The organism is Rhizobium sp. Leaf371, assembly GCF_001424045.1.
Classification (GTDB): Bacteria; Pseudomonadota; Alphaproteobacteria; order Rhizobiales; family Rhizobiaceae; genus Ferranicluibacter.
In genome coordinates this window covers 1-20099 of the sequence record NZ_LMQB01000006.1, presented here as the reverse complement: position 1 = coordinate 20099, position 20099 = coordinate 1, and the positions used below count along the sequence as shown (strand labels likewise).

The following is a 20099-nucleotide window of genomic DNA, read 5'->3' as shown; positions in this document are numbered from 1 at the left end:
GTCAGAAACTTGCGCACGATGTTTTCCTCCCATGAGCACAGTGAAGAGCGGAACCCATTTCCGCTCTCGTGCCGCCGCCCTCCTCGAGCGCCGGCGTCAGCCGGCTAGGCCAGCTTTTCCGTCTGCGGCATCCACCAGTTCGTGCGGCCGCCGATATGCATGTTGAGCGTCTTGGTCTCGGTGTAATCCTCCACCGCATGGCGACCGAGTTCGCGGCCGAGGCCCGATTGCTTGTAGCCGCCGAAGGGCAGTTCGCAGGCGCCGTCCATGAAGGTGTTCATCCACACGGTTCCCGCCCGCACACGCCTGCCGATCGTCAGGCAGGTGTCGAAATCCTTGCTCCACACACCGGCCGACAGACCGTAATCGACCGCGTTGGCGATCTCGATCGCCTGCGCCGTCGTCTCGAAGGTGAGCACCGAGAGAACCGGGCCGAACACCTCCTCGCGCGCGACCGGCATGTCCGGCGTCACATTGGCGAGAATCGTCGGCGCCATGAACTGACCACGGCCGAGATCGAGCGCCTCACCGCCATGGGCAATGTCGGCACCGCCGTTTGCAGCCCCTGAGATATATCCGGCGATCTTCTCCAGATGCTGCGGGGTGATGATCGCGCCCACCTGCGTCTGCGGATCGAGCGGATCGCCGACCCGCACCTTTTCCGACAGGGCTGCCACGCGCTTCACCACCTCGTCGGCGATGCTCTTGTGCAGGATCAGCCGCGAGCCGGCATTGCAGCACTCGCCGGCGTTGAAATAGGCGCCGAACACGGCGGCATCGATGAAGCCGTCGAGATCGGCATCGGGAAAGACGATCTGCGGGTTCTTGCCGCCAAGCTCCAGCGACACCTTCTTCAGCGTCTGCGCGGCATTCGCCATGGTCAGCTTGCCGACGCCGGTGGAGCCCGTGAACGAGACCATGTCGACGTCGGGATGCGACGTCATGACCGCTCCTACTTCGGCGCCCGTGCCCGTGACGATGTTGACGACGCCCTTGGGGACGCCGGCTTCCTCGAGGATCTCGCCGAGCACGACGGTCGATCCGGACGAGAGTTCCGACGGCTTGACGACCGTGGTGCAACCGGCGGCAAGTGCGAAGGGCAGCTTCTGACCGACGATCAGGAAGGGGAAGTTCCACGGCGTGATGATCGAGACGACGCCGATCGCCTCGCGCAGGACCACACCCAGCGTGCCGTCGCCCAGCGTATTGTAGCTCTCGCCGTGAAGATCGCGGGCAAGGGCCACGGCATAGCGCCAGATATCGACCGAGCCGGCGATTTCGCCGCGCACCTGAGAGATCGGCTTGCCGGCTTCCACCGCGTCCAGAAAAGCGAGTTCCTCGGCGCGCGCGGCAATGAGATCGGCGGCTTTCAGCAGGATGCCTGAGCGCTCCGAGGCCGTCATGCGCGGCCAGGGGCCTGTGTCGAAGGCCTTGCGGGCAGCCGCGATAGCGCGTTCGGCATCGGCGCGGGTTCCCGCCTGGAACCGGCTGACCACGACGCCGTGGCCGGGCGCGACCCGCTCGATCGGATCGGCGGTGCCCTCGCTCCACCGGCCGTCGATCAGCATCTTGAAGTCGCGTGGAGCATGATCCGCGAGCGCCTTCGGGTTTACCAGAACCGTCATTACCATTCTCCCTTGAACTGTGCGGCGCGCTTCTCCTTGAAAGCGGAAACGCCCTCCTTCAGGTCGCCCGTCTTGGCGGCGAGGATCGACCCCAGCGCTTCCACGGCCGTCCCGTTATCCTCTCCGTTGGCGCTCGCGATCATCAGCTTGACGATTTCCAGCGCCGCCGGCCCCCGCGCGGCGATGCCTGTCGCCATGTCTTTTGCAGTGGCAAGCGCCTGTCCGGTCGCGATGACCCGATCCACCAGCCCCAGCGACAGGGCCTGTTCCGCCGTGAAGATCTCCCCGCCGAGCGCCATCCGGCGCACGGGCTGGGCGCCGAAGCGCTTAACCAGCCGCTGCGTGCCCGACCAGCCCGGCACCATGCCGAGGCCCGTTTCCGGCAGCCCGATCTGGATCTGTTCTTCTGCGATGCGGATGTCGGCGATGCCAGCAAGCTCGAGACCGCCGCCGAGCGCGTGCCCGTTCAGCGCCGCAATCAGCGGCATGCGCAGGGTTGCCAGCCGCTCGAACACGCGGTGCCCGTAGCGCACCCAGCCATGACCGAATTCCTCCGGCCGTATGCCACTCCAGGCGGTGATGTCGCCACCGGCCGAAAATCCTGAACCCTCGCCGGTGAGGATGGCGACGCGAACGCGCGCGTCCGCCTCCACCGTATCGGCCACGGACATCAGTGCGTTGAGCATGTCGAGATCGAGCGCATTGCGCTTTTCCGGCCGGGAGACGGTGAGGATGGCGACGGGGCCTTCGATGTCGAGGCGTACCTCTCCCTTAGACATGGGCACCCTCCAGGACCCGCGGCGCCTTGGCCGGCAGCGAAAGGCCGATGCGCGGCTCGCCAAACAGTGCGGCATCCATCAGCTTCAGGTCCGGCGAGACGATCAGGGGAAACTCGGACTGATCGAGCACCTGCGTCTGGAGATCGACGCCGGGCGCGATTTCAGTCAGCACCAGCCCCTGCGGCGTCAGCTTGAGCACGCAACGCTCGGTGACATAGGTGATGTCCTGCCCCTGCGCGATGGCGCAGCTGCCGGAGAAGGTCACGTGCTCGACCGCCTCGACCAGCTTCTTCAGCTTGCCCTCCTTCTCGATCACCAGCTTGCCGTCACTGATCGACAGTTTGGCGCCGGCATTGAACATGCCGGAGAACACGATCTTGCGAGCGCGCGCCGTGATGTCGACGAAGCCGCCGGCACCGGCCGTCACGTGCGGACGGAACGAAAGGCGGGAAACGTTGACCGAGCCATCGCGACCGATTTCGAGGAAGGACAGCAACGAGGCATCGAAGCCGCCGCCCTGAAAATAGGTGAACTGGTAGGGAGAAGGCATGTAGGCATCCGCGTTGGACGCGCAGCCGAAGGCGAAGTCGAGCAGCGGCACACCGCCGACGGCCCCCTGCTCGATGACCCAGGTGACCGCGCCATGCAGGCCCTCCTCCAGAAGGATACGCGGCACGTTGGCCGAGATGCCGAAGCCGAGATTGACGCAACTGCCGGCCTGGAGCTCCTGCGCGACCCGGCGCGCAATGACCTTCTGGATGTTGAAATCGGGCACGGAGAAGCTTTTGAGCGGCCGGAAGATCTCGCCCGATATCGCCGGGTCGTAGTCCGTCAGCGTCGTCTGCTTCTGGTCCGGATCGACGATGACGTAATCGACCAGCATGCCGGGAACCCGCACGTCGTGCGGCTTCAGCGCGCCCTGCTTGGTGATGCGCTTGACCTGCGCGATGACGATGCCGCCATTGTTGCGCGCCGCCAGCGCCTGGTCGAGCCCGCCGAGCGTCGCGCCCTCGTGTTCATAGGTCAGGTTGCCGTGCTCGTCGGCCGTCGTTGCGCGGATGATGGCGACCTGGGGCACGATGGCGGGGAAATACAGCCAGTCTTCGTTCTCGAATGAGACCCGCTTGACGACCGGTGTCTCCGCCGCCAGCGCATTCATGGCACAGCCCTGCCGCTTGGGATCCACGAAGGTTTCGAGCCCGATCTTGGTGATCACGCCGGGACGCTTGGCGGCGGCTTCGCGGTGCATGTCGAAGAGGATGCCGGAGGGGATGTTGTAGGCCGGGATTTCGTTGCCCGTGATCATCTGCCAAATCCGCGGCGGCTCGGATGTCGAAGGGCCTGACGGATAGGAGCCGGCGAGGATCCGCTTGAGGAGGCCTTTGCGGGCAATATGGTCCACGCCCTTGATGCCGCTCATGTCGCCGGCGGCGATCGGGTGCAGGGTGGTGATCTCGCGCGGATGGCCTGTCGCCTCGAAGCGATCGCCGATCGCCTTCAACATCAGGTCCGGGCAGCCGAGCCCGCTGGAAGACGAGACAGAGACGACGGCGCCGTCTGGGATCATGGCCGCCGCTTCGGCCGGTGTGATGTGCTTGCTCATGATCCGTCTCAAAGCCCCGTCTGAATTGTGACGGCTCGGCCGGACAGGGCCGCCTCGACGACGGCAAGCCCTGTCGCCAGCGACCAGATGCCGTCTTCGGCGGTCGCCGAAGGAGATCCCGTGCCGGCTATTGCCGCATGGAAAGCCGCAAGGCCGGTTTCATAGAGATTTCGCCCGTCGAGCGGCAGCGACTGCTCGCCCTCGCCGGTGCGCAGGATCACCGTGCCGACGGGCCGCTGCGTCATCACATTGCGGGCGATGAGCGATCCCTCGGTTCCGTGAACCTCGAAACCAGTCTCGGCATACTTCGTGGTAAAACCGTCGTGAAACTGGGCGATCAGCCCGTCTTCAAACCGCATGACCCCCATCACCGCATCTTCAAGCCCCGCTTTGCCGAGGCCACCGGATTGCGAAAAAGCCGTGACCTCCACCGGGTCCTGTCCCAGCACGAAGCGCAGAGTATCCGTGTCGTGCACGGTGATATCCAGAATGACGCCGCCACCGGCCGCGGGATTATCGAGCCGCCAGCCCTGCAAATGCGGCGGCAGGTAGACCGCGTGGAACACTCGTGCCGAGAGCGGCTTGCCAATCCGTCCGGTTGCGACCGCAGCCCGCATGGCGACATGACTGGCCGCATTGCGCAGGTGATGGTTCGTCGCTAGCACCACGCCGGCCGACCGTGCCGCGTCCCGCATGCGGTGGGCATCCTCCAGAGTCATCGCCAGCGGCTTTTCGCAGAGAATATGCTTGCCGGCCCTGGCGGCGGCGATCGCCTGATCGCGGTGCAGCTCGTTCGTGGTCGAGATATAGACCGCGTCGATATCGGGATCTGCGAGCAGGGTATCGAGATTCGAGACGGCCTTGCCGATCCCGTTTTCGGACGCATAGGTCGCAGCGCGTTCCGGGCTGGAACTCATCACGGAGAGGACCTCCCCGCCCGTCGCGCGGATCGCGCCGATCACCCATTCCCGTGCGATCGTGCTCGCGCCGATCAATCCCCAACGGTTCGTCATGCAGTCCGCCTCCCCGGCTTCATTCTGTTCACGCCGCAGCTTTCCCGCACGACCAGCCGTACGGGCGTCACCACGGCCTCCGCCTCCGCCTTGCCGGCATTGATCTGCTTGAGCAGCAGCTGGGCGGCACGCCGGCCCATGCCTTGCGGATCCACCGCGATGGTTGTGAGCGCGGGCACGGACGTACCCGCCTCGATGACGTCGTCGAAGCCGACGATGGCGAAATCGACGCCCGGCTCAAGCCGCCGCGCCCGCAATCCGTCATAGACGCCGAAGGCGACGGCATCGTTGAAGCAGACCCCGCCCGTCGGCCGGTCGCCGGCCGCCATCGCCCGCGCCACGGCCTTCGCCCCTTCCGCCCGCGAGGGAGCGCAGGCAAAGACAAGGCCTTCGTCATAGCCAAACCCCGCCGCCGCGAGCCCGTCGCGATAGCCGGCCAGCCGCTCCTGAAAGATCGCCGTATCCTCAAAACCACCGAAGAAGGCGATGCGCGTGTGGCCGAGCTTTGCCAGATGTTCGACGGCTGAAAAAAGTCCGGTGTGATTGTCCGACATCAGCGAGGACACCTTGGCACCCGGCACAGGGCGCACCACGGCGACGACCGGCATGCCGGCCGAGACCAGCGCCTTGAAGTCGATGGCCCGCGAGCCGCGGGCGGGCGACACGACGAGGCCGGAAATGCCGTGCTCGCGCATGGAGGCAATGACCTCCGTCTGCCGGTCGAGGCTCTCGCTGGTATTGGCGAGGAACTGCACGAAGCCCGCATCCTGCACGACGAGATCGATGCCGACCGCAAGCTCGGCAAAGAAGCTGTTGGTCAGATCGTTGACGACGACGCCGATGATCTTCGACTTGGCGCTGGACTGGCGGAGATTGGCCGCGCCGCGATTATAGACATAGCCGAGATCCCGCATGACGGCATTGACCTTGGTCCGCGTGCCCTCGTTGACGAGCGGCGAACCCTGCAGGACGAGCGAGACCGTGGATTTCGACACCCCCGCCGCCTTTGCAATATCGATGACCGTGACCCGTCCGTTCGCCATGAACTCTTCTGCGCCTCCACCTTGTCCCCTTCAGTATTTGGATCGTTCCAAAATATCAAGCACCATTTTCTGGGTGTTTGCAGATTTTTTGACGGGCCTGTTTCAATTGCATACAGGCTTATCAGGCTGCGTATTGCCGTATCTGCAGCGCATTGCGCGCATGACGGCTTGCACACCTGATGATCATTCGTCGCAAAATAGAGTCTTGCTATTTAGACCGATCCAAATTATCCGGTTGACATTCCGAGGAGGCATCATGACCCAGGTTCTCAATCTGCCGACATCCGCAGACACGGTCGAAGCGTATCGTCTTGTGGGCACGCCGATCGCGCGGCCGGCAACCACCCCCGTCTTCAACCGCATCGCTTATGCCGCCGCGCATGTCGTTTCCGCGCCGGAGCGCGACACCGATCCGTGGAACCGCCCGGCGATCGACTGGGACACGACGCTTGCCTTCCGGCATCATCTCTGGAGCCTTGGCTTCAGGATCGCCGAGGCAATGGACACGTCGCAGCGCGGCATGGGTCTCGACTGGGCCGGTGCTCAGGAACTGATTGCCCGCTCGCTTGCCGAAGCGCGCACGGTGGATGGTGCCGACCTTGCCTGCGGTGCCGGCACGGATCATCTCGACCCAAACGATGCCCGCTCGCTGGACGACATCATCGCAGCCTACGAGATACAGATCGAGCATATCGAGAAGCATGGCGGTCGCGCGATCCTGATGGCGAGCCGGGCGCTTGCCCGCATCGCCCGCTCAGCGGAAGATTACGCCAAGGTCTATGGCCGCATTCTCTCGCAGACGAAGGACAAGGTGGTGCTGCACTGGCTGGGCGATATGTTCGACCCGCAGCTACTCGGCTACTGGGGAAGCACCGACTTCGAGCCGGCGCTCGATTGCGCACTGCGGATCATCACGGAGAATGCCGGCAAGGTCGAGGGTATCAAGATCTCGCTGCTCGAACATGAGAAGGAAATCGCGCTCCGTGACCGTCTGCCGGAAGCCGTGCTCTGCTTCACGGGCGACGATTTCAACTATGCCGGCCTGATCGAGGGCGACGGGCGGCGCCACAGCCATGCGCTGCTCGGCATTTTCGACGCCGTCGCGCCGGCCGCCTCCAAGGCGCTGGCAGCGCTTGCCGCAGACGACACAGCAACTTTCCGTGCGGTGATCGATCCAACGGTCCCGCTCTCACGCAAGATCTTCGAGGTGCCGACGCAATATTACAAGGCCGGCGTCGTCTTCCTCGCCTGGCTGAACGGACACCAGTCGCATTTCAGCCTTCCGGCCGGCATGCAGTCGGCGCGCGGCATTAACCACTACGCCGATATCTTCCGCCTCGCCGACCAGGCCAACATCTTCGACCGCCCGGACCTCGCCATTCAGCGCATGCGCCATCTCGCTGGCGTTTACGGCATTCAATGACATTGCTAATTAACAGGGGATTGCGCGGCCGGTAGCGGGTATCTTTCGTTCAAACCTCTTTTGCAAGTCGCTTATCTTGAGCCCTCTCTTCACCCACAAGATCGACGAATGCCCTGAGAGGCGCCGACATCAGCCTGCTTGAAAAGTAGAGCCGAGGGCCCTCGAACCTGGTCCACCATTCCGGAAGAATCGGCGTGAGAGCGCCGGTCTTCAGCACCGGGTCAAGCCAGTTCTCAAATGTGCAAATCATTCCGCGACCCGTGCAAGCCAGTTCAATGGCCGCAGGTGCAGCATCCACACTAATGGTAAGACGTCCTGGGGGATCAACCGTGACGGACGTGTCACCGCATTCGAACTCCCAAGCAGTGAGCGCGCCGCTTGAGAAGCGAAGCCGGATGCAGTCATGGGTCAGAAGATCACTTGGATGCATAGGCACACCCCGCGCGTCCAGGTAGCTCGGCGACGCTGCAAGTGCCAATCGCTGGAATGGGGGCCCGATAGGGACAGCGATCATGTCCTGCGCCAGATGCTCGCCGTAGCGGATCCCAGCGTCGCAGCCAACGGCGATGATATCGACGAGCCTGTCTTCCACCACAAGCTCGACCCTGACCTCTGGAAAGCGGTTGAGGAAGCGATCGATCAGCGGCGGTAGGATGTCAACCATGACGGCGCCAGTGACATTCAGCTTTAGCTGACCTCTGACCTTGTCCTTTGAACTTGCGACATCCTGCAGTGCGGCCCGTGTCTCTCGCATCAATGGTGACAGGCGGGAAGCCAGCGCCCGACCTGCTTCTGTCACGTTCACACTTCGAGTGGTGCGGATGAGAAGTGGCACGCCCAACCCCGTCTCTAGCGAGGCGATCTTTTCACTGACGGTCGATGGCGACAAGCCAAGCTGCTTGGCTGTGGTCCGAAATCCACCTGTCTCGCAGACCGAAAGAAATATGGACAGGTAGTCCAAAGGGAGATCATCGTTGTTCGCCATGGCGATCAGACTATGCGGTTTTGGACCGCTTATCAAACAATCCAAGAGTGATAGATTGATGGCAACAGAACCTGGCCAACACACTTGCGACGAAACAACGGCCGGAAGTTCAGACTAGGAGAGATCACATGACAGGCAAGACCGTTCTTATCACCGGTGCAAACAAGAGCATCGGCTACGAGACCGCCCGCCAACTGGGCCGGCTCGGATATCGCATCTGGCTCGGCAGCCGAGACGCCGGTCGCGGCGAGCTTGCCGCCGAAACCCTGTCATCGGAGGGCATCGATGTTCGGGCAATTGCGATCGACGTGACGGATGACGACAGCGTGCAAAACGCAGTGGCAACTGTCGAGGCTGCCGACGGCAAACTCGACGTCTTGATCAACAATGCCGGCATTCCCGGAAGCTATGCCGCGCCAAGTGATCAGACCCTGAGCGAGATCGAAACGGTGTACCAGACCAATGTCTTCGGCCCGATCCGGGTGACGCAGGCATTCCTGCCCCTTCTTCGAGCTTCCGGTCAGGCCAACGTGATCATGGTCAGCAGCGGCCTGGGCTCGCTGACTTGGCTTTCCGATCCCGCGCACCCATACCATGCCGTTAATATTCTGGGGTACAACAGTTCGAAGACGGCGCTGAACGCGATTACCCTGTCCCTGGCCAAGGATCTTGCGAAGGACGGCATCAAGGTGAACGCCGCCGATCCCGGTTACACGAAGACGGACTTTAACAATCACTCCGGATATCGCACCGTCGAGCAGGCCGCAGACACGATCGTCTGGCTTGCAGGTCAGGATGCTTCTGGGCCAACGGGCGGCTTCTTTTTCGAAAGAAGCCGGGCACCTTGGTGAGTGCGCAGGGCCATTCTCGCTGTGGTTCTGAGCTGCCAGATCAAGCTGGCAGCAGCCCTACTGTGCGGTAGCTCTCAATCATCGCGTCAAATAGCGAGATGTCGGAACGGCTGCGGGCCAAAAGCCGGGCTCCCGCAACGGCGGCAAAGATCGCCCGTGCCCGCTGCTTAGAATCCTCCTTGTTAGCAGGATCGGCCTCAACAAGCCGCGCTTACAGCCACGCGACGTTGACGTCCGCGAAGACCGGTACCTGCTTGCGCACCGGCTCGGGCAGATCGTCGTACTCAGCCCCGACAAAACTTCCGAGGCAGAGACGAGTGCCGTTCTCAAGCGACATCCGGAACGTCTCCGGGTACCTGCGAAGACGCCCGTTCGCATCGCTTTCTCTGCTAGCCACCTCTTCCAGCCAAACCTTGGTATCCGGCCAGTAGCGCTCGGCAATGGCGGCAGCATGGTCCGCCGTACTGGGGAAGTGGTGATCGATGCTCTCCACCTTTAACATAGCTTCCTCCAGGTGAAGGCTATGTTAGCTCGCAAGGCAGGCCTTAATAAACGAAGCCTGTCTGTGTGATAGGTCGATAATTATGCCATTATCGCTCGCCCAGATGGCACGAACCATCGCCTTGCGTCGTGCCCGGAAATTCTTTCCGCAGAACAGCCACTCCCGGCTTAGACGCCTTGGGCGGAATCGAACTGCAGTGGTGTCATGTGCACCGAGCCAAGGTGCTCAAAATCACGAAATATAGTCTGATAGCTCTAGGAGCCGGTATCGCTCATTGCGGTACAGCTAGATTTTTTACTAACGCTAATGCCCATTAAATTGGTTCATGAGAAATTAAACTTCGTCTCCCGCCGAGTGGTGTAGCGGGGTGATAGCGAAGCCGCTCGCGAGCGGATCCTCCGATGTGCTGTAGTGAGCAGGCGGCGTAGCGGTGGTCACCAGTGTCATCCGGTAGGAACAGGTTACTTAAAGCCAACCTGAGGGACACCACCGATGACCGATACTATGATGAACCTGCGCTCACTTCTTGAGAAAAGCGCCGACGCCGATTTGCTGCGCGAGATGATCAGCTTTGCTGCCAAAAAGCTTATGGCGCTGGCGGTGGGGACGAAGACCGGCGCAGGCTATGGTGAGAAGAATGATTTCCGGCTTGCCCAGCGTAATGTTTATCGCGACCGGGACTGGGAGACGCCGGCAGGCACCGTCGAACTACGCATTCCCGAACTTCGCACAGGCAGTTATTTCGCGAGCTTCCTTGAGCCGCGCCGGATGGCCGAGAACGCTCTGACGGCGGTCATCCAGGAGGCCTATATACAGGCATCTCGGCCCGGTCCGTCGATGACCTGGTCAAGGCCATGGGCATGTCAGGCATCTCCAAGAGCCAAGTATCCCGACTCTCCCCCCTTTGGGCAATGCAGACATTGCCTGTCGGGCAAGGGTAGATTGATGAAAAGGTGAAGGCCTTCCTCGACAGGCCCATCGAAGGCCAATGGCCGTATCTCTGGATTGATGCCACCTATCTGGAGGTCCGACGCGGCAGGCGCATCGTCTCTGTCGCTGTCATCATCGCGGTGGGTGTGAACACAGATGGCCGACGCGAGGTGCTCGGCATGGAACTTGGCACGTCTGAGGCTGAGGCGATCTGGACAGAATTCCAGCGGAAGCTGACAAGACGAGGCTTGCGCGGCATCAAGCTCGTCGTCTCCGATGCGCATGAGGGCATCATGGCCGCCGTGTCGAAGGTTTTTTCTGGCAGTGCTCCAGGGTCCACTTCATGCGCAACGCGTTCGCCCATGCCGGAAGAGCGGACGACGTGTCGTGTCCGCCTTCCTCGCCATGGCGTTTGACCAGGACACGCCAGAGGCCGCAAGTGCCCAATGGCGCAATGGCGCAGATCAAAACAGCCGAAGGTGCCCAAGCTCGCTAGTCTTATGGACAGCGCCGAGCAGGACGTGCTCGCCTACATTACCTTTCGCGAGGCGCTCTGGACAAAGCTGTACAGGACAAACTCCATCGAACGGCTCAACGGCGAGATCAAGCGACGGACAGAGGCGTCGGCACCTTTCCTAACGACGATGCCATCGTCAGACTGGTCCGCGCCTTGCTAATTGAGCAGAATGACAAGTGGGCAGTCCAGCGGTCCCGCTACATGACACTTGAGACAATCGCCACGATGAGCGATGGATCTGCTCATCGGCCTGCCAGCCGCAAGCTGATCCATCCCCGGCTCTGTCCAGAAAGCACGGGGACTGCTGAAGCTACACCACCCCCTGGGACACGATCGGGTCACGCAAGCCGACCAAGAGCTAAATCACCACATTATTGGGAGTTGTCATTGAGGACGTTGGGTTTCTGAATGCCGTATGTTCTATTTTGAGCCGTTTTCTCAAGTAAACCACAGATAGAAAGGTCCAAAATCGTACCAGAACTCGGGATTGTCGCGTTAATACCCCGTTAGGAAATTGAGCGCAACCTTATGGTGCACCGAGGAGGCTCGGTCAATAATAGACCGGAGTTCGGCGATGCATATCCTGTCACGCTTTTCACGCAACGCAGACGGCGTCGCCGCGATCGAGTTCGCAATGCTTGCTCCACTTTTCATCTGCATGTTATTTAGCATGATCGGATGGGGAGTTTACCTGAGCGCCTGTCACTCTCTTCAGCAGATCGCAGCTGATACCGCCCGATCTGCTGTTGCTGGACTTTCAGCAACGGAGCGAACGACCCTTGCTACGGGGTACGCGACTTCCCAGGCGACTGCGGGATACGCTCTGATCAACCAGGCACGGCTGACAGTCCAGGTTGCAGACGATGCGGCTGTCGCCAATCAGTTTACCGTCAAGCTCACGTACGACGCGAGTGACCTTCCGATCTGGAACCTGATGACGTTCGCGATGCCGAGTCCGACGATCGTCCGGAGCACCACCATTCGCATCGGTGGGGTGTGATGGCAGAGTCCTTGACAAAGCGCGTTTCCGGCCTCGTTTCATGCAGGGAGGGCAACATCGCCGTCATGTCTGCACTGGCGCTCCCGGCCTGCCTTGGCATCGTCGCCCTCGCGGTCGACTACGGCCAGCTCACGCTCGAGCGCCGGCAGCTCCAGACGGTGGCAGACCTTGCCGCGATCGCGGTCGCGTCCGACATGGCGCATTCGGACGATGCCGTCCTGGCTCATCTGGACAACAACGGTCTCAAGATGGTGCTCAGGACTCCGCAGGGATGGAAGACGGTGAAAGGCGCCCTGCTTCCGGAGGCGTCCGTCGCTGCATCCACCGGACGCGTCACGGTCGAAAAGGGACGCTATGCGCCCGATCCCGCGCGTTCGCCCAATGAGCGCTTCAAGCCTTCCGCTCAACTGGCGGATGCCGTTCGCGTCCATGTCCAGCAGTCGGGAACGCTGTTCTTCGCGGGCATGTTCACCACACCACCAATGCTGTCGGCGACGGGGACCGCCGCTGTATCGAAGACAGCCGCGTTTTCTATCGGATCGCGGCTGGCAAGTCTTGAGGGCGGCGTCCTCAATGCCATCCTCGGCAAGATGCTCGGCGCGAAGCTCACGTTCAGCGCTGTGGACTACCGCTCGCTGGCGGCGGCCGACATCGACCTCTTCCGACTGGCGAAGGGCTTGGCGACCGACCTCAACCTGACCGCCGCTACCTACGACGACGTCCTGAAGGCCGAAATCACGATGCCTCAGCTCCTGTCCGCCGTGGCCAGATACGGCGGTGTCGCGGCAGGAGCCTCGGGCATTGTCAGCGAACTGCGCAGGATCGTGCCGCCTGGTGGTGAGACGTTTACGCTGGGCGGCTTCGTCGACCTTGACCAGAAGTCGCGCCTGAGGGTCGACGCGAAATCCGGCATCTCGATGAAAGTGGGGCTGCTCGATCTCCTGCAGTCGAGCGCGTCGCTGGCGAACGGTTCCAATCTCGTTTCCGTCCAGACGCAGGCCGCTCTCCCAGGTCTCGGAACGGTCGACCTCAACCTCGCCGTCGGCGAACCGTCTGTCAGCGCGCCTCCATACCGCATCGGAGAACCCGGCCAGGCGGTCAGAACGGCGCAGGTACGCCTCTCCGCCACGGTCCGAATCGACGGGCTTGCCGAACTTCTCGGAACGAAAATCACCCTGCCCCTCTATGTCGAGGTCGCCCATGCCGAAGCAAAGCTCGCAGACATCCAGTGCCACGGCGGCAAGGCTGACAACGCCACCGTCGCGATCGATGCCGCTCCCGGTGTCGCCGAGGTGTCGATAGGCGCCGTCGATCCGTCGGCTCTGAAGAATTTCGGATCGAAGCCAAGGGTGACAAGGGCGCGTCTGGTCGACACGCCAGCGCTTGCCATCGACGGCATGTCGTCGACTACGGTTGGCGGCACGCAGATTAAGAGGGTCTCCTTCACTCCTTCCAACATCGCGAGCGGTTTGACAAAGTCGGTTTCGAGCACGGGCCTCACCACCTCGGCGACCCAGTCGCTGATCGGCAATCTCGATCTGGCAGTCGAGGTCAAGCTGCTTCTCGGCCTGTCCCTGTCGCCTCCGAAGGTTCTGCAGACCGCTCTGGCAAAGACGCTCGGGGCCGTCACCCCGGCCGTCGACACCTTGCTCGACAGCGTGCTCGCCGCAGCAGGAGTGCGCGTCGGCGAGGCCGATATCCAGGTCACGGGCGTGGACTGCGCCAACCCCGTGCTGGTGCAGTAGGGCGGCGGAGAGGAGAAACAGGATGTTCACGGTTCTGGAATGCGTCACCGACCGCCACGACACCGCGATAACGGCAATCTCGGCCGTCATCGCCTCAGTTGGAATGCTCGCCTTCTTCCATCTTCTCATGCGGTCGGAGGAAAGCACGCTCGCGCGCCGACGCAACTGGCGTATCGTCGCAGCCTTTTCCGCCGGTCTCAGCGTCTGGGCGACCCATTTCGTCGCGATGCTGGCCTACGAGGGCACCGTGTCGCTGCGCTTCGATTTCCTCTTCACCACGCTGTCTGCCCTGATTGCCATCGCAGGTTTCTGGATCGCGATCAGAGAGGGGTTCAAAAGCCGGCAGCCCGTGGCGATGTCAGCCATGCTCGTCACGCTTGCGGTCGCCGCGATGCACTTCGTCGGCATGGCAGGTCTTGACGCGGCCGCCCAGCTCAATTTCGGCTGGGCTGAGATCGCCGCTGGAGCGGCCGTCGCGTTCGCCCTTTTCTGCATGTCGCTTCTCGCCTTCACACAACTGCGAGGGCGGATACGCATTCTACCCGCCGCCATTGCCGCGGTGCTCGGCATTTGCGCACTTCACTTCACATCGATGTCGGCCACAATCATCACACCCGATCTGTCCCTGCCCTCCCTCGTCACGGGGAGTGAGGATGCGATGTGGCTGACCATTGCGATCGCCGTGATCACGCTCTTGATCCTTGCCACCTCGATCGTCGCTGTCGTGATAGACAGGCACCTCGTCGACCTGAAGGGCTTTGCCAACTCGACGCTCGACGGCCTTGCGATCGTCCGGGACGGTGTGATCATCGAGGCAAACGGCCGCTTCGCCCATCTCCTCGAGCGGGAGGCCTCGGACCTCGTCGGCATCCGGCCCGACAGTCTGATGACGGTTTCGGACGGTGACCGGGTCGACACACCGCGCGAGGCCGCACTGGAGGCCTTTCCGCTCGTCGGTAATCAGGCCCGCATCTTCGAGATCGCCGTGCACACCATCGAATATGGCGGACGCCCCTCACAGGTTGTGGCGCTCCGCGACCTTACAGAACGGCGAACCGTGCAGAAGAAGGTCGAATACCTCGCCCGCCACGACATCCTGACAGGACTGACCAACCGATCGACCTTCCAGGACACCCTCGATATGCAGTTGGCGCGCGGTTCCGGGACAGGAAAACCGTTTGCGCTCTTAGCGCTTGATCTCGACCGCTTCAAAGCCGTGAACGATCTATTCGGGCATGCCGAGGGTGATCGCGTCCTTCGCGATGTCGCCGAGATTCTCAGGACCTGCTGCCGTGGAGGCGACACGGTCGCCCGGATCGGCGGCGACGAGTTCGTGATCCTTACGGCGGAAGGCGTGGGCAGCGACGGGGCCGGAGCGCTGGCGGAGCGTGTGCGAGCAACCTTCCGCGACAGGATGAACGTCTCCGTCGATCCGACCGCGGTCGGCGTCAGCATCGGTATCGCCGTCTATCCGAAGGACGGACTGGATGCCGACGCACTGACGCAGGCGGCCGACGTCGCTCTGTATCGCGCAAAGGCAGGCGGCCGGGGGACCCATGCCTTCTATGACCTGGCGATGGACCTCGAGCGGCGGGATCGCAGGCAGCTCGAGAACGACCTTCGCCAGGCTATCGTCCGGAACGAGCTGCACCTGCAGTTCCAGCCCATCGAAGCCATCGGATCAAAGGCGACGGTCGGATACGAGGCGCTCCTCCGATGGACGCATCCCACGCGGGGTAACGTGTCCCCCGACATCTTCATACCCATCGCCGAAGAAAGCGGCGTCATCCTGTCGATCGGGGAATGGGTTCTGATGGAAGCCTGCAGGCAGGCGGTCGAATGGAACCCGGCACTTAAGGTGGCCGTCAACGTATCAGCCATCCAGTTCCGGCTCGCCAGCCTCGCGTTCGTCGTCGGCAGCATCCTGGACGCCACAGGTCTCTCGCCCGAGCGCCTGGAGCTGGAGGTCACGGAGACGGCGCTCCTGAAGGACCGTGCGATGACGCTCGACATCCTTACGCAGATCAAGGCGCTCGGGGTCAAGGTGGTCATGGACGACTTTGGAACAGGCTATTCCTCGCTCAGCAATCTCCAGTCTTTTCCGTTCGATGGACTGAAGATCGACCGCAGCTTTATCGCCGGCATGGCGACCGACCCGAGCGCGCGGGCCATCGTTCGTTCGGTGGTCAGCCTCGGCCGCTCCCTTGGACTGCCGGTCACCGCGGAGGGAATCGAGACTTCCGCGCAGTACAAGATCATCACCGACGAAGGCTGCGCGCATGCGCAGGGGTATCTGGTCGGCAGACCCGCCGCAGGCCCGCAGAAATACGTGCGAAAGGTATCCAGCCGGATCGCCGCGGGAAAGAGATAAGGGGATAATACAATGTTCGGATGGAAGACGGGTGCGCACGGCCGGGCTGCTGGACACGGAACGGACATCGCGGACGCGCTGTCACGGTCGCAGGCGGTCATCGAATTGGACCTCAAAGGCATGGTCATCACCGCCAATGAGAACTTCTGCAGGACGCTCGGCTACGACCTCGCAGAGATCGTCGGCCGGCATCACAGCATGTTCTGCGATGCGCAGACCGTTGAGTCCGCGGACTATGCGGCGTTCTGGAAACGGCTGGCGGGGGGCATTTTCGATGCCGGGGCGTACAGACGGATCGGCAAGGGCGGGCGCGAAGTCTGGATACAGGCCACGTACAATCCCGTTATGAAGGGTGGTCGCCCCTACAAGGTTGTCAAGTTCGCAGCAGACATCACCGCGGCGAAGGAGAAGGCGGTCGAGGACGCGGGCAAGCTGTCCGCCCTATCCCGATCCCAGGCCGTCATCGAGTTCAAGCCCACGGGCGAGATCATCACGGCGAACGAGAACTTCTGCAGGACGCTTGGCTATGAACTCGCCGAGATCGTCGGACGGCACCATAGCCTGTTCTGCAGCAGGGACTATGCGGCCACGGCGGAGTACCGGACATTCTGGGATCGTCTCGCTGCAGGCGAGTTCATCGCGAACGAGTTCGTGCGGATCGGAAAGGGCGGGAGAGTAGTTTGGATCCAGGCGGCTTACAACCCGATCCTCGATGCAGGCGGAAAGGTCTGCAAGGTCGTCAAGTTCGCAACCGACGTCACGGAGAGGATGAGCGCCATCGCCGAGATCGGAACGGCGATGAAGGCGATGTCGGACGGCGATCTCACACGGACGCTCGACCGCGCCTTCGTTCCTTCGATGGAGGAGCTCAGACATCACTTTAACGCGACGCTGGCACAGCTTCGGACGACGATGAGCGGCATCGGTGACAGCGTGACAGCCATTGCCGATGGCTCCCGCGAGATCAGTGAGAATGCTGGCAGCCTTTCGTGCAGAACCGAGCAGAATGCAACCAGCCTTGAGGAGACAGCCGCAGCGCTGGAAGAGATCACGACGACCGTCAACGACACGAGCGCCCGCGCCCAGGAAGCCGGCCGTCTCGTGTCCGAGACGCGGGTAGGAGCCAAACGGTCCGGGGAGGTCGTCGGGGAGGCCGTGGCTGCCATGGCAGAGATAGCCGATGCCTCCCAAGCGATCAGTGGCATCATAGACGCGATCGACGAGATCGCCTTCCAGACCAACCTGCTGGCGCTCAATGCAGGCATCGAGGCGGCGCGGGCCGGCGAGGCCGGGCGCGGGTTCGCGGTGGTTGCACAGGAAGTGAGGGAACTGGCGCAACGATCCGCGAGGGCCGCCAAGGAAATCGGCACGCTCATTTCGACGTCACAGGCAGTCGTGAAGAAGGGTGTGGCGCTCGTTGGAGAAACAGGCCGAACGCTCGATGAGATCGTCGGCAAGGTCACGAGCATCGATGTCAACATCACCGCCATCGTCCAGGCCGGCCGGGAACAGGCGGTGGGCCTGCGGGAGATCAACGTCGCCGTGAATGCGATGGACCAAGCAACCCAGAAAAATGCCGCGATGGCCGAGGAAAGCACGGCTGCAAGTATCGAGCTTGCTGCTCAGACCGTGGAGCTACGGAAACTTCTCGGTACATTCATTTACACAGATGTTAAACGTTTGCGAATTGTTGCTTGAAGTACATTTTCAGATAATCATTTTCCATTAGCGGATTTACAATGTATGAATGCAACTGGCAGTTTCCAATTAAAACACGCTAATGAGCAGCGTTCTGCGGGAATATGAGGCAATTAAAATAGTCAAAGGACACAAAGAGAAGCCCTAAGCCTGCGAAAAAACGACTGTATACTTGGCTATTCGTTACTGAGGCTTCGGAGATCGAGGCTGTATGCTTGGCCATTTACCTCCCGAAAGAGGCCAAGCGAAACCCGCTCCTCACGCGATGACGTAGGACGGCGAAACACAGTCCGCTTTAAATGGACGAAGTAAGACCTGTTATGTTATACAATGATGATGTGCAAATCTCCCTCTCCAATTTTTATCAAGCAAGAAAGAAGCATCATAAGGTCTGGATCCAGCAAAGAATTGGAACGCTTTCAAACAATTTAATTATCTCTGTCATTCCTGTATTATCTGTAACAGAGCTTATACTTTGAAGTAATTTGCCTACTGCTTGTATAATGGCGTTGCGCTAAGAGAAGCTATGCGTCTTAAAGGCAACGGGCGTGTCTCCAGCGCAGATACAGGGAGGCCTTGCTATACCCTATGTGCATTTATTTCGTCAAGCGCACCGCCAGCATCGACGCGTCTCTGCCGATCGAGGCAAATGCCGCAATCAGCGCGTCCGCATCTTCAGCCTGGAAAAAATTAGCCGCACTTGTCGCGCAGGATGACAGCAGAGACTTGCCCTTTGCCGGCGCCATGAAGGCCACCGTGTAGACTGTCGTTTGCGTTAATCGGGCCTTGTCGCAAATAGCTTTCGTGTCCGTATCGTTCTTGACGGCCGTGTTGTCACCATCCGTCATCAGCACCAAGAACCGTTTTGGCGTCAAACCAGTCATAGCGACGTGAACAGCTGTTTCGGAAGGATCGGTCAACGCAGCATATGCCGTCTTCATCGCGCCGCTGGAGTCTGTCGAACCGCCTGACGCCAATTTCTTTACGTAGGCCAAGGTAACACCTTCGTCCCAGCTTAACCCACTCGGTGCGTCTGCTTTGTCGTTGTAAGCAACTGCAGAGGTCCGCACGTACTTTCCGTTTGGATCGGCCTTCGAAAGCTGCGCCAGCAAACCCTCGACTGCAAGCTTCAGAGACTGAAGCTTGTTGACGCCCTTCTTGTTTGTTGCCTCGTTCATTGATCCGGACTTGTCGAGAACGAGGAACATTGAAAGCGAACTCTCGGTCGCTGTCTGCCCCTTAGACTGGCTTTCAGCATGGACGCTTATGCTGGACGCACCGAGCAGGCGCGTCATCGGAGTCAGCGGAACGGTAAACTCGGATTTGACCGAAACGACAAATCGCTTGCCGGTTCCAACCCCCGTTGCTGCCGTATCAATATCAACATCAGGCGAGCTGAGCGTTGCATCATCGCCTGTCGATGACAAAGAATCTATTGGGCTCGCCATTCGAGCCAGCAGGAACGCCCTCGCCTGCTTTTTTGCCTCGTCCACCGACATCTGCTCGTTCGCGAGCCCGGATGCCGCGGCGAGTGCTGCCGCGTCGGTCGCATTTTGCAAAGTGCTTTTCGCCCACATAATATTGGAAGCATCGACGGACACACCGCCCGCACCAAGGAGGACCGGCATTATCATTGCTGCCATGATGCCGATATTGCCGGATATTGCATATTGAAAGGAATGAATGGCTGTTGAAAAAAGCTTGCGCATAATCGAATACCACTAATGTTTTGCTTAGCGGCAACATAATCGTGATCCATGTCGGAACAGTTGAGACAGAATGTAAATTTTCTCTGAAAGCAGAACTATCAGATCTGCCAGCCAAGACTGCTTGCTGCAGACCAGAATCCCATCAGCTTTGGTGATGCGGATTGCGTCGATTTCAAGACGATGCCCCGCTTTAAGTGTTGATTTCCACTGAGAGCTGACCCGGCGCAGCGTTATATTTCCATTGAGAATTGACCCATGTTTCAACCGTCCCCTGCATGTTTTCAGCGGGGGCTCTGGAGTGATCG

The 20099-nt window shown here is 61.1% G+C and carries 15 protein-coding genes and 1 pseudogene; 8 read left to right on the top strand and 8 right to left on the bottom strand.

Features of this window, described 5'->3' with window-relative positions; genetic code table 11:
* Positions 1-104: 104 nt before the first annotated feature.
* From ASG39_RS07360 to ASG39_RS07340, 5 genes are read right to left on the bottom strand one after another with little or no spacing between them, the layout of a single operon-like run.
* The gene (locus ASG39_RS07360) at positions 105-1625 is read right to left on the bottom strand and encodes an aldehyde dehydrogenase family protein (protein WP_062594398.1); all 1521 of its coding nucleotides are present in this window, start codon (positions 1623-1625) and stop codon (positions 105-107) included.
* The gene (locus tag ASG39_RS07355; RefSeq protein ID WP_062594397.1) at positions 1625-2404 is read right to left on the bottom strand and encodes an enoyl-CoA hydratase/isomerase family protein; all 780 of its coding nucleotides are present in this window, start codon (positions 2402-2404) and stop codon (positions 1625-1627) included. Before ASG39_RS07355 ends, ASG39_RS07360 begins: the two co-directional genes overlap by 1 nt.
* A complete protein-coding gene (locus tag ASG39_RS07350; protein ID WP_062594396.1) occupies positions 2397-4007 on the bottom strand; it encodes an acyl CoA:acetate/3-ketoacid CoA transferase in 1611 nt (536 codons plus the stop codon). Before ASG39_RS07350 ends, ASG39_RS07355 begins: the two co-directional genes overlap by 8 nt.
* A gap of 8 nt (positions 4008-4015) precedes the next feature.
* Entirely contained in the window at positions 4016-5020 is a 1005-nt protein-coding gene (locus ASG39_RS07345) for a Gfo/Idh/MocA family oxidoreductase (RefSeq protein WP_062594395.1), read from the bottom strand.
* The gene (locus tag ASG39_RS07340) at positions 5017-6063 is read right to left on the bottom strand and encodes a LacI family DNA-binding transcriptional regulator (protein WP_062594394.1); all 1047 of its coding nucleotides are present in this window, start codon (positions 6061-6063) and stop codon (positions 5017-5019) included. Before ASG39_RS07340 ends, ASG39_RS07345 begins: the two co-directional genes overlap by 4 nt.
* A gap of 256 nt (positions 6064-6319) precedes the next feature.
* Between ASG39_RS07340 and ASG39_RS07335 the strand changes: the two genes are divergently transcribed.
* Positions 6320-7486, top strand: a complete 1167-nt coding sequence (locus ASG39_RS07335; RefSeq protein ID WP_062594393.1) for a dihydrodipicolinate synthase family protein — start codon at positions 6320-6322, stop codon at positions 7484-7486.
* 49 nt (positions 7487-7535) lie between these two features.
* Here the strand turns inward: ASG39_RS07335 and ASG39_RS07330 are convergent, their stop codons facing one another.
* The gene (locus tag ASG39_RS07330) at positions 7536-8471 is read right to left on the bottom strand and encodes a LysR family transcriptional regulator (protein ID WP_062594392.1); all 936 of its coding nucleotides are present in this window, start codon (positions 8469-8471) and stop codon (positions 7536-7538) included.
* Between the two features lie 128 nt (positions 8472-8599).
* Between ASG39_RS07330 and ASG39_RS07325 the strand changes: the two genes are divergently transcribed.
* Positions 8600-9322, top strand: coding sequence for an SDR family oxidoreductase (locus tag ASG39_RS07325; RefSeq protein ID WP_062594391.1), 723 nt, complete (start codon positions 8600-8602; stop codon positions 9320-9322).
* 211 nt (positions 9323-9533) lie between these two features.
* Here the strand turns inward: ASG39_RS07325 and ASG39_RS24455 are convergent, their stop codons facing one another.
* Positions 9534-9824: a hypothetical protein gene (locus ASG39_RS24455; RefSeq protein ID WP_244481160.1), complete on the bottom strand. Its 291-nt coding sequence runs from the start codon at positions 9822-9824 to the stop codon at positions 9534-9536.
* Between the two features lie 492 nt (positions 9825-10316).
* Between ASG39_RS24455 and ASG39_RS24685 the strand changes: the two genes are divergently transcribed.
* The 6 genes and pseudogenes from ASG39_RS24685 to ASG39_RS07295 all read left to right on the top strand — a co-directional run bounded on the left by ASG39_RS24685 (position 10317) and on the right by ASG39_RS07295 (position 18085).
* Entirely contained in the window at positions 10317-10781 is a 465-nt protein-coding gene (locus ASG39_RS24685; protein ID WP_277995956.1) for a transposase, read from the top strand.
* Positions 10778-11431 (top strand): annotated as a pseudogene (locus ASG39_RS24680) (transposase). Before ASG39_RS24685 ends, ASG39_RS24680 begins: the two are co-directional and overlap by 4 nt.
* Positions 11432-11845: 414 nt before the next feature.
* Positions 11846-12271 carry a TadE/TadG family type IV pilus assembly protein gene (locus tag ASG39_RS07310; RefSeq protein WP_062594390.1) on the top strand — a complete coding sequence of 142 codons (426 nt, stop codon included), beginning with the start codon at positions 11846-11848 and terminating at the stop codon, positions 12269-12271.
* A complete protein-coding gene (locus tag ASG39_RS07305; protein ID WP_062594389.1) occupies positions 12271-14016 on the top strand; it encodes a pilus assembly protein TadG-related protein in 1746 nt (581 codons plus the stop codon). Before ASG39_RS07310 ends, ASG39_RS07305 begins: the two co-directional genes overlap by 1 nt.
* Positions 14017-14038: 22 nt before the next feature.
* A complete protein-coding gene (locus ASG39_RS07300; protein WP_082477036.1) occupies positions 14039-16387 on the top strand; it encodes an EAL domain-containing protein in 2349 nt (782 codons plus the stop codon).
* A 12-nt stretch (positions 16388-16399) separates the two neighbouring features.
* Positions 16400-18085: a methyl-accepting chemotaxis protein gene (locus tag ASG39_RS07295; RefSeq protein ID WP_062594388.1), complete on the top strand. Its 1686-nt coding sequence runs from the start codon at positions 16400-16402 to the stop codon at positions 18083-18085.
* A 596-nt stretch (positions 18086-18681) separates the two neighbouring features.
* On the opposite strand, the gene ASG39_RS07290 is transcribed toward ASG39_RS07295, so the two are convergent.
* Positions 18682-19794, bottom strand: coding sequence for a VWA domain-containing protein (locus ASG39_RS07290; protein ID WP_082477034.1), 1113 nt, complete (start codon positions 19792-19794; stop codon positions 18682-18684).
* Between the last annotated feature and the right edge of the window lie 305 nt (positions 19795-20099).

Coding starts and splice junctions, on each gene's coding strand:
- ASG39_RS07360 (WP_062594398.1), bottom strand. CDS start 1,625: ATGACGGTTCTGGTAAACCCGAAGGCGCTCGCGGATCATGCTCCACGC.
- ASG39_RS07355 (WP_062594397.1), bottom strand. CDS start 2,404: ATGTCTAAGGGAGAGGTACGCCTCGACATCGAAGGCCCCGTCGCCATC.
- ASG39_RS07350 (WP_062594396.1), bottom strand. CDS start 4,007: ATGAGCAAGCACATCACACCGGCCGAAGCGGCGGCCATGATCCCAGAC.
- ASG39_RS07345 (WP_062594395.1), bottom strand. CDS start 5,020: ATGACGAACCGTTGGGGATTGATCGGCGCGAGCACGATCGCACGGGAA.
- ASG39_RS07340 (WP_062594394.1), bottom strand. CDS start 6,063: ATGGCGAACGGACGGGTCACGGTCATCGATATTGCAAAGGCGGCGGGG.
- ASG39_RS07335 (WP_062594393.1), top strand. CDS start 6,320: ATGACCCAGGTTCTCAATCTGCCGACATCCGCAGACACGGTCGAAGCG.
- ASG39_RS07330 (WP_062594392.1), bottom strand. CDS start 8,471: ATGGCGAACAACGATGATCTCCCTTTGGACTACCTGTCCATATTTCTT.
- ASG39_RS07325 (WP_062594391.1), top strand. CDS start 8,600: ATGACAGGCAAGACCGTTCTTATCACCGGTGCAAACAAGAGCATCGGC.
- ASG39_RS24455 (WP_244481160.1), bottom strand. CDS start 9,824: ATGTTAAAGGTGGAGAGCATCGATCACCACTTCCCCAGTACGGCGGAC.
- ASG39_RS24685 (WP_277995956.1), top strand. CDS start 10,317: ATGACCGATACTATGATGAACCTGCGCTCACTTCTTGAGAAAAGCGCC.
- ASG39_RS07310 (WP_062594390.1), top strand. CDS start 11,846: ATGCATATCCTGTCACGCTTTTCACGCAACGCAGACGGCGTCGCCGCG.
- ASG39_RS07305 (WP_062594389.1), top strand. CDS start 12,271: ATGGCAGAGTCCTTGACAAAGCGCGTTTCCGGCCTCGTTTCATGCAGG.
- ASG39_RS07300 (WP_082477036.1), top strand. CDS start 14,039: ATGTTCACGGTTCTGGAATGCGTCACCGACCGCCACGACACCGCGATA.
- ASG39_RS07295 (WP_062594388.1), top strand. CDS start 16,400: ATGTTCGGATGGAAGACGGGTGCGCACGGCCGGGCTGCTGGACACGGA.
- ASG39_RS07290 (WP_082477034.1), bottom strand. CDS start 19,794: ATGCGCAAGCTTTTTTCAACAGCCATTCATTCCTTTCAATATGCAATA.